General features: G+C 42.5%; 15 protein-coding genes. 3 read left to right on the plus strand and 12 right to left on the minus strand.

The genetic code is table 11. The annotated features are described in order from the left end of the window. Positions 1-114 precede the first annotated feature (114 nt). From ahcY to eno, 6 genes are all read right to left on the minus strand, one after another. A complete protein-coding gene (gene ahcY, locus N3A72_09545; GenBank protein MCX7919828.1) occupies positions 115-1,371 on the minus strand; it encodes an adenosylhomocysteinase in 1,257 nt (418 codons plus the stop codon). Positions 1,372-1,797: 426 nt separating this feature from the next. Further along, positions 1,798-2,940, minus strand: a complete 1,143-nt coding sequence (metK, locus tag N3A72_09550; protein ID MCX7919829.1) for a methionine adenosyltransferase — start codon at positions 2,938-2,940, stop codon at positions 1,798-1,800. Positions 2,941-3,169: 229 nt separating this feature from the next. After that, complete coding sequence (locus N3A72_09555; GenBank protein MCX7919830.1) at positions 3,170-4,159, minus strand: hypothetical protein; 990 nt, start codon at positions 4,157-4,159, stop codon at positions 3,170-3,172. An 18-nt stretch (positions 4,160-4,177) separates the two neighbouring features. Next, complete coding sequence (bshA, locus tag N3A72_09560; protein MCX7919831.1) at positions 4,178-5,308, minus strand: N-acetyl-alpha-D-glucosaminyl L-malate synthase BshA; 1,131 nt, start codon at positions 5,306-5,308, stop codon at positions 4,178-4,180. A gap of 97 nt (positions 5,309-5,405) precedes the next feature. Next, the gene (bshC, locus tag N3A72_09565) at positions 5,406-7,040 is read right to left on the minus strand and encodes a bacillithiol biosynthesis cysteine-adding enzyme BshC (GenBank protein ID MCX7919832.1); all 1,635 of its coding nucleotides are present in this window, start codon (positions 7,038-7,040) and stop codon (positions 5,406-5,408) included. A gap of 109 nt (positions 7,041-7,149) precedes the next feature. After that, positions 7,150-8,433: a phosphopyruvate hydratase gene (eno, locus tag N3A72_09570; GenBank protein ID MCX7919833.1), complete on the minus strand. Its 1,284-nt coding sequence runs from the start codon at positions 8,431-8,433 to the stop codon at positions 7,150-7,152. A 222-nt stretch (positions 8,434-8,655) separates the two neighbouring features. On the opposite strand from eno, the gene N3A72_09575 reads away from it, so the two are divergent. After that, a complete protein-coding gene (locus N3A72_09575) occupies positions 8,656-9,021 on the plus strand; it encodes an SH3 domain-containing protein (GenBank protein ID MCX7919834.1) in 366 nt (121 codons plus the stop codon). 758 nt (positions 9,022-9,779) lie between these two features. On the opposite strand, the gene N3A72_09580 is transcribed toward N3A72_09575, so the two are convergent. The 6 genes from N3A72_09580 to N3A72_09605 all read right to left on the minus strand — a co-directional run bounded on the left by N3A72_09580 (position 9,780) and on the right by N3A72_09605 (position 14,901). Then, positions 9,780-10,499, minus strand: a complete 720-nt coding sequence (locus tag N3A72_09580) for a uracil-DNA glycosylase (GenBank protein MCX7919835.1) — start codon at positions 10,497-10,499, stop codon at positions 9,780-9,782. Positions 10,500-10,558: 59 nt separating this feature from the next. After that, positions 10,559-11,659 carry a PilT/PilU family type 4a pilus ATPase gene (locus N3A72_09585; GenBank protein MCX7919836.1) on the minus strand — a complete coding sequence of 367 codons (1,101 nt, stop codon included), beginning with the start codon at positions 11,657-11,659 and terminating at the stop codon, positions 10,559-10,561. 102 nt (positions 11,660-11,761) lie between these two features. Then, on the minus strand, positions 11,762-12,955 hold the full coding sequence (gene coaBC, locus N3A72_09590) for a bifunctional phosphopantothenoylcysteine decarboxylase/phosphopantothenate--cysteine ligase CoaBC (protein MCX7919837.1): 1,194 nt from the start codon (positions 12,953-12,955) through the stop codon (positions 11,762-11,764). Positions 12,956-13,042: 87 nt separating this feature from the next. Further along, the gene (gene gmk / locus N3A72_09595) at positions 13,043-13,618 is read right to left on the minus strand and encodes a guanylate kinase (GenBank protein ID MCX7919838.1); all 576 of its coding nucleotides are present in this window, start codon (positions 13,616-13,618) and stop codon (positions 13,043-13,045) included. Positions 13,619-13,689: 71 nt separating this feature from the next. Then, entirely contained in the window at positions 13,690-14,583 is an 894-nt protein-coding gene (locus tag N3A72_09600; protein ID MCX7919839.1) for a YicC family protein, read from the minus strand. 42 nt (positions 14,584-14,625) lie between these two features. Beyond that, on the minus strand, positions 14,626-14,901 hold the full coding sequence (locus tag N3A72_09605) for an Lrp/AsnC ligand binding domain-containing protein (GenBank protein MCX7919840.1): 276 nt from the start codon (positions 14,899-14,901) through the stop codon (positions 14,626-14,628). A gap of 174 nt (positions 14,902-15,075) precedes the next feature. Between N3A72_09605 and N3A72_09610 the strand changes: the two genes are divergently transcribed. Next, positions 15,076-16,209 carry a hypothetical protein gene (locus tag N3A72_09610; protein MCX7919841.1) on the plus strand — a complete coding sequence of 378 codons (1,134 nt, stop codon included), beginning with the start codon at positions 15,076-15,078 and terminating at the stop codon, positions 16,207-16,209. Positions 16,210-16,451: 242 nt separating this feature from the next. After that, positions 16,452-17,570: a prephenate dehydratase gene (pheA, locus tag N3A72_09615; GenBank protein ID MCX7919842.1), complete on the plus strand. Its 1,119-nt coding sequence runs from the start codon at positions 16,452-16,454 to the stop codon at positions 17,568-17,570. Positions 17,571-17,711 lie beyond the last annotated feature (141 nt).

Here is a 17,711-nt window from a genome sequence, read left to right on the forward strand (position 1 = left end):
AGTATAATAGCCCTAAATAAAAAAGCCTACTTATCTACATAAGTAGGCTTGGATAGTAACATTAGGTTTTAGGAAGTTAAATTGCACTCCTCAAGATACTCCGAATTGATTGGACTATGTTCCCATCTCCCAGGATGCTAGATATTTCTTTTGTTCATTCGTTAACGTATCAATGGTAATCCCGAGCGCAGTTAATTTCAGTCGTGCTATCATCTTATCTATTTCAAGCGGAACGCGATACACTTTCTTCTGCAGTTTTTTCCCTTCTTTAACCATATACTCTGCACACAATGACTGATTTGCAAAACTCATATCCATAACTACTGCCGGATGTCCTTCCGCTGCCGCAAGATTAATTAACCGCCCTTCACCAAGCAGATTGATTTTCCGTCCATTCGCTAACGTATATTCAACGACAAAATCGCGAATCTGCCGTTTCTTTTTACTCATTTTTTCTAAACCCGGAATATCTATTTCAACATTAAAATGACCGGAATTGCAGACTATCGCTCCATCTTTCATTACGGCAAAATGTTCTTTTCGAAGCACATTGATATTGCCGGTGACCGTAATAAATACATCGCCTATTTTAGCAGCGTCAGCTATTGGCATTACCTGATAACCGTCCATAACCGCTTCTAACGCACGTAACGGGTCAACTTCAACAATAATGACATTCGCACCCATTCCTTTCGCGCGAGTTGCAGTTCCGCGACCACACCAACCGTATCCACAAACGACAACGGTACTCCCTGCAAACAGAATATTGGTTGCACGCAAAATCCCATCTATGGTGCTCTGACCCGTGCCGTATCGGTTATCAAATAGGTGTTTGGTATCCGCATCATTTACCGCAATTATCGGGAATTTCAACGCACCTTTTTTCTCCATACTGCGTAGTCGAATGACGCCTGTCGTGGTTTCTTCGGTTCCACCGATAATATTTTTAATCAGTTCCTTCCGTTCTAACAGGATGGTGGAAACGAGGTCGGCTCCGTCGTCCATGGTTATCATTGGTTTGGTATCCAACGCTGCAGTGATATGCGCATAATACGTAGTCCGATTTTCACCTTTAATCGCAAATGTCGGTATTCCATAATGTTTAACTAAAGAAGCCGCAACATCATCCTGCGTGCTTAACGGATTCGAAGCGCATAAGGCTACTTCAGCGCCACCCGCTTGCAAGGTTCGGGCTAGATTTGCCGTTTCAGTAGTAATATGTAAACAAGCGGCTAGCCGTATCCCTTTAAGCGGTTTTTCTTTAGCAAACCGTTTTCGAATCAGACGCAACACTGGCATATTTCGGTCAGCCCATTCGATTCGCAGTTTTCCTTTTTCCGCTAGGTTTATATTCGCAATGTCATAATTCATATCTTGTATTCTCCGAAAATGATAATGTTAAATAATTACCGCAGAGAACGCTGAGTTCGCAGAGAAAAAAATTGGTTTAGAGTATACCTAAAAAGAATCTCGGCGGTCTCCGCGCTCTCTGCGGCATCGAAATTGCTTCTTGTTAATCCCGTTAGGGATGATTGATTCTAGCCCAGCTATGTATAGGTATAGCTGGTTCGCTATGCACCATAATATCCGCTAGTCCTGTCAGGGACGTCTGAATGGTCTGCAGCGCCGCTGGGTTTTAACCCAGAATGAAACCAATGACGGGTTCTGGGCTGAAGCCCGATAAACCGGTCTACCATCTCTCCCCAACCTGAAGGTCGGGGCGAGTCATTCGGGACTACCACATTTTTCCGATAATTATTTTATTTCTGCAAAAATAACGCGCCCTGCGGTATCTGGTTACAATGCTTTCTTTAATTCTTTAACTTTATCCGTTGCTTCCCAAGTGAACTCCGGTTCTGTTCGTCCGAAATGACCATACACAGCGGTTTTCTTATATATCGGACGACGCAGTTTGAGATGTTCAATAATTCCGGCAGGAGTGAAATCAAAATTATCCCGAAGCAGTTTTACAAGTTTCTCATTTGAAACCTTGCCAGTCCCTTTTGTATCAACACTAATGGAAACGGGTTCCGGCACTCCAATACAATATGCGAGTTGGATAATACATTCATCAGCTAATCCAGCCGCAACAATATTTTTCGCTGCATATCGCGCAATGTATGCACCACTCCGGTCAACTTTCGTCGGGTCTTTACCGGAGAAACAGCCGCCGCCATGTGGAGCAACACCGCCATAGGTATCAACGATAATTTTCCGGCCGGTAACCCCGGTATCCGCATGGGGTCCGCCAACTTCGAACTTGCCAGTTGCATTAATATGATAGATGGTCTTTTTATCCAACAATTCTTCAGGAATAACTTTCTTTATTACCTCTTCAATTATCTCTTCTCGTAATTCTTCCTGTCGAACTTCTCCATGTTGCGCTGCAATGACTACGGTATGTACGCGAATCGGTTTCTTATCAACATATTCAACGGTTACCTGCGATTTCCCATCCGGGCGAAGATAGGGTAAGGTTCCATCTTTCCGGACTTCCGCTAACCGTTTACACAGTTTATGCGCAAGCATTATCGGCATCGGCATTAATTCCGGAGTTTCTCTGCAGGCATACCCGAACATCATCCCTTGATCTCCTGCTCCTTTGACTTCATATACGACACCTCGAGCGATATCCGGTGATTGTTCTTGAATCGCCGTTATCACTCCGCAGGTCTCATAATCAAATCCATAGGTTGCATCGGTATATCCGATTGCGCGAACAGTTCCACGCACGAGTTTCGGAATATCTACATAACAACTCGTGGTTATTTCACCAGCAACGATAACCAATCCGGTGGTTACCATCGTTTCACAGGCAACTCGACCATTCGGGTCTTTCTTATAAATTTCATCTAAAATTGCATCCGAAACCTGATCACAGATTTTATCCGGATGGCCTTCAGTAACTGATTCTGACGTAAATAGATAACTTTTACTCATACTCATATAACCTCTTCTCCTTTATTTCAAAACATTTGAAAATGTTGCCCTTTTGTTCCTCTTATAAACCATACATTGTACCAAAGTATCATAATTCTGTCAAACGAATTAAACTATTCTTATCCAAGTTCGATTCAATGTTAATATGATTTCAACCCTGAAGTAACCCTGGAGTGACTACGAACGAGATGATATCTCGTTCGTAGCAACTCCACGAAAATTCCACGGTCTATTCCTTACGAGCAGATTCCAAACGAACCCCTGGTTCAATTGAAGGCCTCAATATAGTTTTTATCCCGATAGACTGAAAAACTGGAATCAAATTTTCTGGTTGCGGATGTAAAGCAATAATCGTTCCACCTTTGCCAGCACCAGCTAACTTAGCACCATAGGCTCCGTTCTCTAACGCTAATGTTATTACCCGTTCATTTTGTTCTCCAGAACCACCGAGGGTTCGTTGAATTTGATGATTTTCATTCATGAGTTTACCTACGGTAATCCAATCCTGATTTAATAGTGGTTCTTTCGCTAATCGCGCTAATTCTGCAATTCGGTTATATCCATCAACCACTTCTTTATCTCCTTCTAACCATCGTTCGCGAATCGGTTTGTGAACTGTACCAGAAATTCGTTGAACGCCAGTATGCGCTAAAATAAAAGGTAAGTTGAATGGGACATTTAACGGTTGGATATTTGCAAACGGTTCGTTCCCGATGCCACGATAATATTCTTTCCCACGAAATTCTATATAATTTAAACCACCAAATACGGTCATATATGCATCCTGATATCCGCACATAATATTGAGTACTGCATACTCTATCTGTCGAATTTTTTCTGCAATCAGGAATCGGTCTTCTTGGAGTCCGAGAAAAGCTAATACTGCGGAATAGATACTTGCCATTAACGCCGTCGAACCCGCTAGTCCTGCTCGCATTGGAATCTCAGTCCAATATTCAATCCGACATTTTAGGGTCGTCCAATTCTGCGCAACCAGAATGGCTTTTGCAATATCAAATTCATCGTTAGCGAACTCTAAATCCGCATCGGTTCTGATATATATGGTTTTTCCATTAGTCGTTAGGATTAATCCATCAGCAGATGCAACTGAAGCAAACGCGCGTTCTCGCGTAGAACACGAGATTACCGCTCCACCATACATATCACTGGGATTACCAATTATCCCAGCTCGTCCGGGAGCAGAATAAATTCGTTTCATATCATCATCCAACGTTCATTATTTCATGAGAATTTCCCGATAGTAATTCTCATACTGTGGAATGATATCACTTGCATTAAAGTAAGAAATAGCTCGGGTACGAGCGTTTTTCTTAAACTGGGTTAACAATGTTTCATCTTGCAATAAGGTAAGTGCATGGTTTGCCATAGCCTGTATATCTCCAACTTGGCTTAAGTAACCGGTTTCCCCGGATTGAACTACTTCCGGAATCCCGCCTATATTAGTCGCAATAACCGGAAGACCACAACTCATTGCTTCTAACGCAGCTAGACCGAAACTTTCCTGTTCACTCGGTAAAATAAACAAATCTGCTATCGGCAATAAATGTTCGATATTTCCCTGCTGTCCTAAACAGATGATATGTTCGTCTACTCCGAGTTCCTGACCTAATTCCCGAATTCTGCGCATCGGAACACTCTCACAATCTTCACCAACGAGAATAAGTTTTACCGGAATCTCTTGTTTGACGATAGAAAAAATCCGCACGACATCTTCTACTCGCTTGACTGGCCGAAAATTGGAAATATGGATTAATATTTTTTCGTTATTTGGCGCAAATTGGAATCGAAGCTTTTGGTTTTCAATTGGTTTGAATCGGCTGATATCAACGAAATTCGGAATAACTTCAATGTGGTTTTTGATGTTAAATTCATCGATCGTTTTTTGTTTTAAATAATTGGATACGGCAGTAACCCCGTCACTTTGTTCAATACTATATTTCGTGATTTGATAGTATGACGGGTCAACCCCGACAAGCGTTATATCCGTTCCGTGCAACGTGGTGATAACTTTCGGGAATTTACTGCTCTTCATTGCTCTTGCTAAACAAGCGCAGGCAGCGTGTGGGATTGCGTAATGCACATGCAAAATATCCAAGCGCGCTTGTTCAGCGACATCAGCCATTTTAACGGATAACGCTAAATCATACGGCGGATATTTAAACAGCGGATAATGAACCATTTCAACCGGATGAAAGAAGACGTTTTCCTGATATTGTTGTAATCGGAACGGTTGCGCATAACTGATAAAATGAATCGAATGTCCTGTTTTCGCTAACGCAATCCCTAATTCCGTTGCAATAACACCGCTCCCTCCATACGTTGGATAACATGCAATCCCGATATTCATCATAGAACGAAGTTAAATAAAGGTTATGGTTAAATTGAGTTAGATATTCTTTTAGTGCACGCGCTTCGAGAAACCAAACTTGGTTACGTCAAGAACATCAACGCAAATCGAGAATTTGATGTTCGTTATTCGTCTTATCAATCGTTGAATAAAGGCGGTCAATGAATTCAACATTGTATTTAATAAGATAAGGAATAATATTGAACGTTCTCTCCTGCAAATCTCGGTTTGGTAGGATATGATTAACCAGTTTCTTCAACTGTTCCCGAACGGTTTCACTTTTTTTCCTATGGGCTAATCCGATTTTTTGTTCCAAATTCCTCACCTGATGTAAGACGGAATTTCGTGAATTCATAATTGCCTCTTTCATACTCGGTTCCCATTGAGTAACCGTTTCATTCAATTGTTGGAACTGTCGTTCAATTTGTTCTTTTAACCGGTTCAATTCAAAATCAATCGCTTGCGGTAACGATTGGTTGAGCGTATCACTGATGGTTTTCTCAGCGTTCTCGAATATCAACCCAAGTTCGATATGATATTTATCGAGAACGTCAGCAATCTTTTTTTCTACCATCGTTATGCTTACTCGCGGAACGACTATCGGCATCTGGATTCCGAATACTTCATAGAGTCCTTTGCATTGCGCATAATAGGCAAGCTCGTTCGGCCCAGCGATATATGCTAGAGTCGGGATAAGCGCATCTTCAATAATCGGTCGTAATAGAACATTCGGACTAAATCGTTCCGGACACTGGTCAATCAAGTCAATCAACTCTGCTGCGGTATATTTCATATTCGTTCCAGGAAATACATAGCGCTCACCTTCGATCCGAATCGGATGTCGTGTTCCGCTATAATCGATAAACAAATTTGTTTTATCTTCTTGCACCGCTACTTGCCTATGGTAGCCTTTTTCGAGCAATGCATTTGTTGTTACCCGAATCGCTTGCTTGACGTTCGCTTGTTCAGCGATTTCTTTTTTATACAGGGGACTTGCTAATCTCCGAATGCGCGCATCGGTCGGGTTAACGAATACCAATCCATAGTTACCAAACAACCTTGTCATCCATTGACCGAATGCAGTAGCGAAATTTTTCCCCGGCTGATAACAGTCTCGCAATCGGGTAAAAACTGCTGATTTAAATTCGGTGTCAAATAAACTCGATTCGAGTTGCGCTATCACTTCATTGATCTGCTGGTCAAAAACCATATACCCTGCGGATTGAGTCGATGTCGGATTTTGCGAGGTATACTCGAGCGTAACCACATGGTTGAATTTATCTAAAATGGTTATATGGTTGATTTCACTGAAATCATGGTCATCCGCAGCGAGCCAAAACATCGGTACCGTAGGAATTGAATATTGTTCTTTAAGCGATTGCGCTAGACGGATTGCGGTTAAGATTTTATAAACGGTATAGAGTGGTCCACCAAATAGTCCTACCTGCTGGCCAGTAACTATAGCTACGGTGGTATGATTTTCTAATTGCTTAATATTTTGTACCGTTAGTTCTGGCGCTCCGAACGATTGATTTTGTTCAATGAGAATTTCAACCAATTCGTTACGTGGATATTGTGTAGCTTGAATTTTTGCTAATACCGTAGGATAGGCGATTTCGGTAGGATAAGCGGTATAGAAAGCAGCGAGTTCGTTCGATTGCGCGAGGTAATCGAGGAATAGCCGAGAACTCCCTGGTATCAAAGTAAAAGGTATTGTTTTTACGATACGCATAAAGATTACACCGATAATCAAGAAATAGATTACACAGATTATTTCTCGTTATATTATGAAGGGTGAATCTGTGTAATCTATTCTGTTAATCTGTGTAATCTATAGTGTGTTATAAATTATAGAACACGGCCTGACCACGAAACATCGCAGCGGATCCGAGTTCTTCTTCTATCCGTAACAGCTGGTTATATTTACAGATTCTATCCGTTCGACAGACCGACCCGGTTTTAATCTGTCCGGCGTTAACCCCGACCACCACATCCGCTATCGTACTATCTTCGGTTTCTCCTGACCGATGAGAGATGATGGTGGTATATCCGGCACGTTTTGCCATTTCGATTGCATCGAGCGTTTCGGTCAAGGTTCCGATTTGATTTAATTTAATTAGAATCGAGTTCGCTACTCCTAATTCAATCCCTTTCAGCAAGCGGTTGGTATTGGTTACGAAGATATCATCGCCGACAATCTGCACTTTATCCCCGAGTTGTTCGGTAAGCAATTTCCAGCCGTCCCAATCATCTTCCGCTAATCCATCTTCTATCGAAATGATGGGATATTTTTCAACGAGAGATGCATAAAATTCTACCATTTCAGCAGCGGTTTTTTCCGGTTTCGCTTCTGCTTTCAGAACATACTTCCCATCTTCATAGAACGAACTCGCTGCCGGATCTAATGCTAAGATGACATCTTCGCCAGGAACATAATTCGCTTTTTGAATCGCTTCCATAATCACTTGCAGAGCTTCTTCGTTCGATTTCAGGTCGGGCGCAAACCCGCCTTCATCGCCGACCGACGTGCTTAACTTCCGATCGTGCAACACTTTCTTCAAGGCATGGAACACTTCCGCACCGATTTGCAGCGCTTGTTTGAAATTTTCGGCGCCAACCGGCATAATCATGAACTCCTGCAAATCTACATTATTATCCGCATGTTTCCCGCCATTGAGAATATTCATCATCGGAACCGGCAACTCTTTCGCATTCGTACCACCAATGTATTGATACAACGGAAGACCAGCTTCAATCGCTGCCGCTTTCGCAACCGCTAATGATACTCCGAGAATCGCATTCGCACCGAGCCGCCCTTTATTTTCCGTTCCGTCAAGCGATATTAAGAATTTATCCAGTTCTACCTGACGGGTAGATTCTTTCCCTTTAATTTCTGGGGCAATAATTTCGTTAATATTCGCAACTGCTTTCGTAACGCCTTTTCCCATATACCGATGCTTATCTCCATCGCGCAGTTCGACTGCTTCAAATTCGCCGGTTGACGCTCCGGACGGTACCGCCGCTCTGCCGAATGCACCTGACTCGAGCCATACATCAACTTCAACCGTAGGATTCCCTCGGGAATCTAAAATTTCTCTACCTTTAACTTCAACGATTGCTGACATAATTACCTCCGTGTAGTTACATATTAAGATTTAAGATAACTAATTTATCTTAGCCAATACATTATAAGGGTTTTTAGCAATTATTTCAATCGATTTATTCATAAAATTCTTTGCGAGAAACTACCTTATTATTATCGGTAGTTTTATCTTTTTGGCATTAGATTTGCTCATTTTTATGGCAAGGATATTTGATGTATCATTTTTGATACGACAACAATAGCTATGGTAAAAATGAGCAAGTGGTTGATTTCACTCATTACCTTAACACTTATAGCCGGATGCATAACCCAATATTCCGGAACAAAAAAACCCTATTCCTCACGAGTGAAAATGGCCAAACCGGCACAACCGGAAATTTTGCAGCATGTCTTCTATATCGTTATCCCGCCGAAAGGAACCATCAGCTCACGGAAGAAAGTTTTAGTTACGGTATATAAAAGCTATTCAATCCAATCCGGAGAATTGATGAAGGTGGCGGAAGGAACCCATGTTCGCGGACTTGAAAAACGCGGAGATTGGTATCGTATCCAACTTCCTGACGGCAAAACTGAAGGATGGATGCAAGGATACTATTTAGAAAAAGAATAATCAATCTAAATTTTGCACTAAGCAATACGCGTTTGGTTGATTCGGTAATGAATTTTACGGAAGTTTCAGTCCAATATCGGCATCGAATCGAACGAACTTAAAGTATTAGAGTAGAAGTTTAGTATACGGTAAGTCAAATCAATCTACTATTTATTCACCCGTTCATATTCTGCGGTTGTGACCAAATCGTTAGTCCCGAATGACTAGCCCCGACCTTTAGGTTGGGGAGAGATGGTGGTACGGTGTGTCGGGGTGTCGGGCTTCAGCCCAGAACCCGTCTGCGGTAGCGCAGGCTGTCAGCCTGTAGAACGTTACCACTCGGGGATATGCAGAAGGGGGCTAAGTCCCTAACGGGACTCACGAAACGATCCCGTATGGCGACCCAGCCATAAATGGCTGGGCTAATATCAATCATCCCTTCGGGATTAACAAGAAGCAATTTTTTTCACCGCAGAGAACGCCGAGGGTCTTCTTGGGTATATAAACTAAACCAAATTTTTTTTCTCAGCGAGCTCTGCGTTCTCTGCGGTGAAAAAAGTTTTGTTGCCGGTTGTTAGCCCTGATAAGGGCGATTGGATTTAGCCCAGCATGAAATGCTGGGACTTAGGTCATGAACAAATGCGTTAGTCCCGCTCGGGACGGCTGAATGCAAAAAGAATATATTCACCGCCGAGACCGCCGAGAACGCCGAGATTGTTCTTGGTTATTCTGGGTTGAAACCCAACGGCGCTGATGATTCAGTCCAATGAACTATTTATTTATTTATTCACCCGTTCATATTCTGCGCGAAGCAGAAGCATATCCTGCCAGGCATCATATTTCGAGCTCGGATTCCGCAGTAAATATGACGGATGGAACGTAGGGAGAACCGGGATCCCTTCGTAGGTATAAAATTTTCCACGAAGTTGGCTGATTTTCGATTCCGTCCGGAGTAATGTCTGTGCAGCAAACGTTCCGAGTGCGCAAATCAGTTTCGGTTGGATAATTGCTAATTGCGCTTTCAGATAGGGTTCACAACATGCAATCTCTTCCGGTAATGGATTCCGATTCCCTGGCGGTCGGCATTTGAGAACATTACAAATGAAAACTTCCGTTCGCTTGACATTCAGTGATTTTTCAGCTTCAATCATCTGGGTTAATAATTGTCCCGCCCGACCGACAAACGGTCTCCCTTGCACATCTTCGTCTTCACCTGGTGCTTCCCCGACAAAAACCAGTTTCGCCCGTGGATTACCTTCTCCGGGAACGGTATTCTTTCTGGTCTTATATAGCGGACATTTGGTACATCGCGCAATGTCAGCAGCAATATCAGCTAAGGTTCGCATTGTCGGCAAAGTAACCTCGGCTCTATCTTCGGATTTCACTAGGGTTTGCCCATCAAATTCTGCAAATTGAGTAAAGGATTCTACTCCGAGTTTTTTAGCGATTCGAAGATGTGTTTCTAATGATGTAATCAGTGCAGTTAATTCGTCAGACATAGCAATAGTAGATAAGCAAGGTGGATTAAAACTTTGCGCACGTTCGTTTCATTTGCGGGCTAGAAGATGATACCACGACGGTCAGCGTCGGCATATCCACCAGCGATATTTCGGCGTAATCCAGCAGGGTCGTCGGAATAGAGCAATCCGGTTTCAAGGTCAATCTTTTTCGCCTGGTATAATTTAACCAGCGATTGATTAAATGTTTGCATTCCATTTTCGCCATCCTGAATAACCTGATGCATTTCTGCTATTTTCCCTTCAGCAATCAGCTTGCGGATTATTGGCGTATTCGTCATTATTTCTAACGCGGGAACACGTCCTTTCCCATCTGCAGTCGGCAGTAACCGTTGACAGATAACCCCTTGCAGAATCTGCGATAATTGTTTACGAATTTGCGGCTGCATTTGAACTGGATAGAAATCGAGAATTCGACCCACGGTTTGTGGGGCATCATACGTATGTAAGGTTGCCATAATTAAATGTCCGGTTTCTGCGATTGCCATGGTAACCTGCATGGTTTCTATGTCCCGGATTTCGCCAATCATAATCACATCCGGATCCTGTCGCAAAACATGTTCTAATGCACGACTGAATGACTCTGCATCGGTACCGACTTCACGCTGGCTAATAACACTCTTTTTATTCTGATGTAAAAATTCAATCGGGTCTTCAACTGTGATAATGTTACAAATCCGATTCGAGTTAATACTATCAATCATTGCCGCTAACGTAGTGGATTTGCCGCAGCCAGCGGTTCCGGTAACGAGAATTAACCCTCGCTCTTCGTTCGCTAATTTTTCGACAATTGGTTCGAGATTCAACTCGGCAAAACTCGGTATCCGAAGTTTAATCGCGCGAACCGCAATATCATAACAACTTCGTTGCCGAAAAATATTTATCCGGAATCTCCCTAATCCGGGAGATACATAAGCGAAATCGACATCACCCCGTTCGTCTCGGATACGGCGTAATCGTTCGGTCGTCAGTAAAGCATCGCTTAAATCTTTCGTATCCTTATCCGTTAACTTTGCGTAGGGAGTAGGGGTTAAAGCACCGTGAATTCGAAACATTGGCGATGCGCCAACCTTGAGATGCAAATCGGAAGCTTCTTTGCTTAACATTTCAGCAAGGAGTAAATCAAATTCAGTCAATTGCATAGGTTTTATCTCACCACGGCACCAAGATATATCGAATGATAGAGATTCATGCTATGAATTTCATAGCGTTGCTCTATATCTTGCTACCCGATAATGGCTCCATTATGTTATCGTAGCAATTTTATCCAGTATTCTTTCTGCGATTTCCTCTTTCGTCATTTGAGGAATCTCTTCGACATCTCCTTTTCGTGAAATGAGTATCACGGCATTGGTATCGCTGCCGAACCCAATTCCCGGTTGGCTAATATCATTGGCAACAATGAAATCGAGATTTTTCTTCTTCAGTTTTTCTTGCGCATTGGATATGATATCGTCCGATTCTGCAGCAAACCCGATTAAAATTTTATTCCCTTTTCGTTTCCCTAATTCCGCTAGGATATCCGGCGTGCGTTCTAGCGGGATAGATAACTCTGCGATTTCTTTTTTAACTTTCCGTTTGCTCATCTTTTTCGGCCGGAAATCAGCTACGGCAGCTGCCATAACTACAATCTGCGATTGCGGATAATATTGGTTAACTGCATTCAACATTTCCTGTGCGGTTTTAACTTGAATATAGGTTACCCCGAACGGAACCCGTAGTTGCGTCGGACCACTGATGAGGATAACCGTTGCGCCACGCGATTTCGCGACTCGCGCCAGCGCAAACCCCATTTTTCCGGACGACGGATTCGAAATAAACCGAACTGGGTCAATCGGTTCAACGGTAGGTCCCGCCGTGACCAGAACGGTTTTCCCCGCCAAATCTTTTTTCGTCTGGAGAATCTCGCCAAGAACATCTAAAATAACCGGAATCTCCGCTAATCTGCCTTTCCCCATTTTCCCGCAGGCTAGCATTCCTTCTTCCGGCTCAATGAATATGACTCCACGCGATTGTAGTGTCCGGATATTCTCTTGCACCGCCGGATGCAATAGCATATTTTCATTCATCGCTGGCGCAATGATAACCGGCGCTTTCGTAGCCAGTAACGTCGTAGATAACAAATCATCCGCAATTCCCTGAGCATATTTCCCGATAATATTTGCGGTCGCTGGCGCAACCAGAACCGCATCCGCTTTATCTGCTACTGCAATATGGTCAATCTGCCAGTTGAATTGTGTATCGAACATATCAACGAGCACGCGATTATTACTCAATTGTTCGAGCGTGGTCGGAGTAATAAACTTCGTTCCAGATTTAGTCATAATCACCTGCACTATCGCTCCATGCTCGCGCATCCGACGGATAAGTTCACCGGCTTTATACGCTGCAATACTTCCGGTAACGCCTAACGCAATAAATTTATCTTTCCACTTCATATACCTTTACCCATCAAATCCCAATATCGAAATCTGCTACAACAGATATCCGCTTATACCGATATTCGATATTCAAATGTGGTATTACTATTTCGCTAACCGTTCAGCGAGAATGAGTTTTTTAACTTTTTCTACCGCATGGTCGATGTCGTCATTCACCACAACATAATCATAAAACTGCATTTGTTTCGCTTCTTCTTTAGCTTTATGCAATCGGATTCGAATTGAATCTTCGGTATCGCTTTTTCGTCGCCGTAACCGTTCTTCTAGTGCTTTCCACGACGGCGGTAGCAGAAAAATCGAAACGGTGTTATTCGGAAACTTCGCTTTAATTTTCTTTTGGCCTTGAACATCGATTGATACAATAACACTATACCCTAAACGGAGATGCTTTTCAAGGAATTGTTTCGGAATTCCATAATAAGCGCCGTATACGTTCGACCATTCAATCAATTCATTTCGTTTCATTTTATGGTTAAATTCAGTTTCAGAAACGAAAAAATAATCGCGTCCATCTTTTTCACCCGGCCGTTTTTTACGGGTAGTAACGGAAACTGATAATACCGTTTTCGGAAGTACTTCAACCAATTTTTTACATATTGTAGTTTTCCCAGTTCCAGAAGGCGCTGAAATAACCACAATTAATCCTTTACCTTTTTTCATAGGTTAATCTACGTTCCCTTTTATTCCAATAATTTGGATGAACACTGCATAACCGTTAATCACGTTCCCTGTTATTCAATATTTTGAATTTGCTGTTTAACTTTATCGAGTTCGGTTTTAATATCAACAATCAGTTCAGCGATACCACTATGATTCGCTTTTGCGCCGGCAGTCGAAACTTCACGGAATAACTCTTGCAGAATGAAATCTAACCGCCGACCGATAGCGCCATCTGATTCCATCGTATTTCGAAACTGGTCGAGATGACTTTCGATCCGCACCAATTCCTCCGTGATATCCGACCGTTCAGCTAACAATGCAATCTCTTGCGCTATTCGAATCGGGTCGATTTCCTGATTTTCGATGAGCGTAGCTAATCTCGCACGTAACCGCTGCTGATAGGTATTCACTACTTCCGGAACAAGTTTCTTAATCTTTTCCACATCAAACTCGATTTGGGTTAATCGGCTATAAATATCTTCTGCGAGCGAATCTCCTTCGCGCTCGCGAACCGCAGTTAATTCCGCTACCGCTACCGCAATGATCGGTTCAAGATTTTCCCAAGAGATTGTATCCGAGTCAATAGATACTTGGTTCCGAGTCTCGAGCCGAATTACGCCTGGTAACGAAACGAGTTCCGCTAGTTTAATTTCATCAGCAATTTGCAGGTCTCGAGCAAGCTGCTGTAATGAATTGAGATAGTATCGCGCGAGCTCGGTATCAACCATAACGTTCGGCTGACTCGCAGCGGGTGGTGAGGTTACGGTGATATACATATCAAGCCTACCACGTTGAATTTGTTTCGCCAGATAGGAATAGATCGTCGCTTCAAGTTCAGCAAGTTCTTTTGGTGCGTGAACCGATATTTCTAGCCCTTTATGGTTAACCGATTTCAGGTCAACCTGAATTTCACAATTATTGATATGGCCATTCGCACGACCATATCCAGTCATACTTCGTATCATAACAAAACCAAAACGGATACTCTATCGCTCAAGATTTACCGATTACATTCCGATCGTGAACATACGTTCTAAATCATGTTTTGAATACACCCGAAATGCAATCAATGTTTCCGATTTCAGTATTCCGTCAACTTTCAGCATTTTATTGGTAACCAGCTCGGCTAAACTCTCATTATCTTTAACCCGAATGATTGCGACTAAATCATATTCTCCAGCTACGGAATATACTTCGGTTATCCCTGACATTTCAGCGAGTTTCTCAGCGACCGTATTGATGGAATCCCGTTGAATATTTAATAGAACAATAGCGGTAACCATATGTTTCCCCTTTTGCTAGTAGTGCTATTCGATACATTCAACCTATCAAAAATACCATTCAATGATACATTTTGTCTAGTCTAAACTATTCCGTTTGTGGTCGAAGCAAATAGCTGGTTATAACTAATGCAACATATAATATATGGCAAAGTATTTTTCGATACACGCGCACCTATGAAAATTCTCCTTACCTCGGTTAGTATCGGTTCAGGACATCTACGGGCAGCTGAAGCGATTGCGGTCGCATTCCGACAGCGTTATCCGGAGTGTTGCATCAAGCATATTGATACGCTTGATTATCTCAATCCGATATATCGGCGGATTTACGCTGGCGGGTATTTGATGTTGGTGAAACACTTCCCTATCCTTTTAGGCAAGCTGTATCGCCAAACTGCTACCATTTCGTTTACTTCGTTGCCTTCAAGCATTCGGATTACTGCTGATTATTTGAATGCAGGAAAGTTTATCCGCTTACTGAATGAATATACCCCAGATATTGTGGTTAACACCCATTTTCTTGCGCCGGAAATTATCGCTATGGTAAAAAAACGGAAACGAGCGAACCTCCTGCAAGTCACTTGCATAACCGATTATACCGCGCATTCGTTCTGGGTTAATCCGTATATTGACCGATTGTATGTTGGCGCAGAGGTTGTCAAACAGGAATTGATTCAGCAAAATATTCCGGCGGAAAAAATTATGGTTACCGGTATCCCGATTCATCCACAGTTTCAGCAGAAGATAGAACCACGGACTGCGCGAATCCATTTCGGATTAGAACCGAATATACCGAGTATTCTAGTTTTAAGCGGCGGATTCGGTATCGGGAATGTATCGAAACTGGTTACGCGCATTCGCGCAACGTCGTTTCCGCAACCGATCCAATGGGTTATTGTTGCGGGAAAAAATGAACGGTTACGTAACCAGCTGATGCATGGAGCATTATCAGGTAACGTTCCGATGAAAATTATCGGATATACGAACGAAATGCATATGTTACTCGATGCAGTAGATTTGGTGGTTACGAAAGCGGGTGGATTATCCATCAGTGAAATTTTAGCGAAAGGATTACCGATGCTCATTGTTGATCCGATCCCCGGTCAGGAAGAGAAAAACACTGCGTATATCGTTCAGCATCATGCGGGAATCGCTGTCAAAAATATTTCGGATATCCCGCACCTGCTGCTCGACCTGCTCAATAATACTACTCGGCGAAAAGAATTACAACAAAACGCAAAATTGTTAGCGAAACCGAACGCAGCGTTTGATATTGTTAACGATATTGCAGAACTGGTTGCTTCTCGGTAGAATCAAGCATTGCGGACAACGATGGTCGCAGAACGGAATGGATCCCTTTGTATTCGATTCCCGCTGCGATACTTTCCAGATTCTGGTTCAGTGCGAGTTTCCTTGTTCCATGTAAAGAGGATGGGATGAATCTTGACGAGCCGATTTCTATTCGAATCAAAATTTCAAGTAGACAAAAAACAGTAGATATTGTACACTATTTACCGTGATCTATCTAATCAGAGGAACCTAAAACTAAGCGTATGAAAAAATCAGCTAAATCAGATTATACCATTGAATTAGCCAAATTCCGTGAACGAATCAATCAAATTGATTCGCAGCTCTTGCGCTTATTAAACCAGCGGTTTGAAATTGTGCTGGAAATAGCGAAATTAAAAAAACAGAATAAAGTGAAATCATTTTACGCGCCCCACCGGGAACACCAGATTTACGCGCGATTGTTTAAAGAGAATCAGGGTCCGATGTCCAACCAAGCGATACAATCTATTTTTCGCGAGATAATGTCGGCGAGTATCGCGTTAGAGAAAAAACTCAAAGTAGCTTACCTCGGTCCGGAAGCATCGTTTACGCATATGGCAGCGTTATCGCGATTCGGTTCCCAGATGGAATATGTTCCTTTGCCAAGTATCGCCGATGTATTTATTGAAGTAGCAAAAAAATGGGCGGATTATGGCGTCGTTCCGATCGAAAATTCTACTGAAGGGGTGATAAACCATACGTTAGATATGTTTATGTCATTAAGTTCAGCGGCGGAACTGCAAATTTGTTCTGAAATCACGATGGAAATACGCCATCATCTTCTGTCGAACGGCGAATTGAAATGCATCAAAAAGGTATATTCTCGCGATACTGCGTTAGCCCAGTGTCGGCAATGGTTACAGAACAATTTACCGACTGCAGAACTTATTCCGGTATCGAGTACAACGCGAGGAGTACAATTAGCGAAAAAAGATAAAACTGCAGCAGCGATTTCGAGTGAATTAGCGGCTTCATTATATGGGGTAAAAATTCTGGCGTATGGAATAGAAGATATTCCGGGTAATGTTACTCGGTTTTTAGTTATAGGCCGAACCGTGAGTGAAAAGAGTGGGAATGATAAAACGTCAATTATGTTTTCGTTGAAAGATAGAGTTGGCGCGTTATACGATGCATTAAAACCATTCCAAAAATATAACATTAACTTAACGAAAATCGAATCCCGTCCATCGCGACGTCGCGCTTGGGAATATATATTCTTTGTCGATTTTAATGGATATAAGGATGACGATAACGTAGTTAAAGCGTTAAAAGAAGTTAGTGACCAATGTGTATATTTAAAAATACTTGGGTCATATCCTGCGAGTAAAATTAGAGCGGATTAATCAGTATAACCAAGAAGCACCTCGGCGACCTCGGCGCTTTCTGCGGTGAATAAAATTGCTTCTTGGTAATCCCGTTAGGGATGATTGATTCTAGCCCAGCCATTTATGGCTGGGAATCAAATTACCGCAATCAAATAATGT

The sequence above is a fragment of the bacterium genome, from assembly GCA_026416715.1.
Taxonomy (GTDB): domain Bacteria; phylum UBP4; class UBA4092; order JAOAEQ01; family JAOAEQ01; genus JAOAEQ01.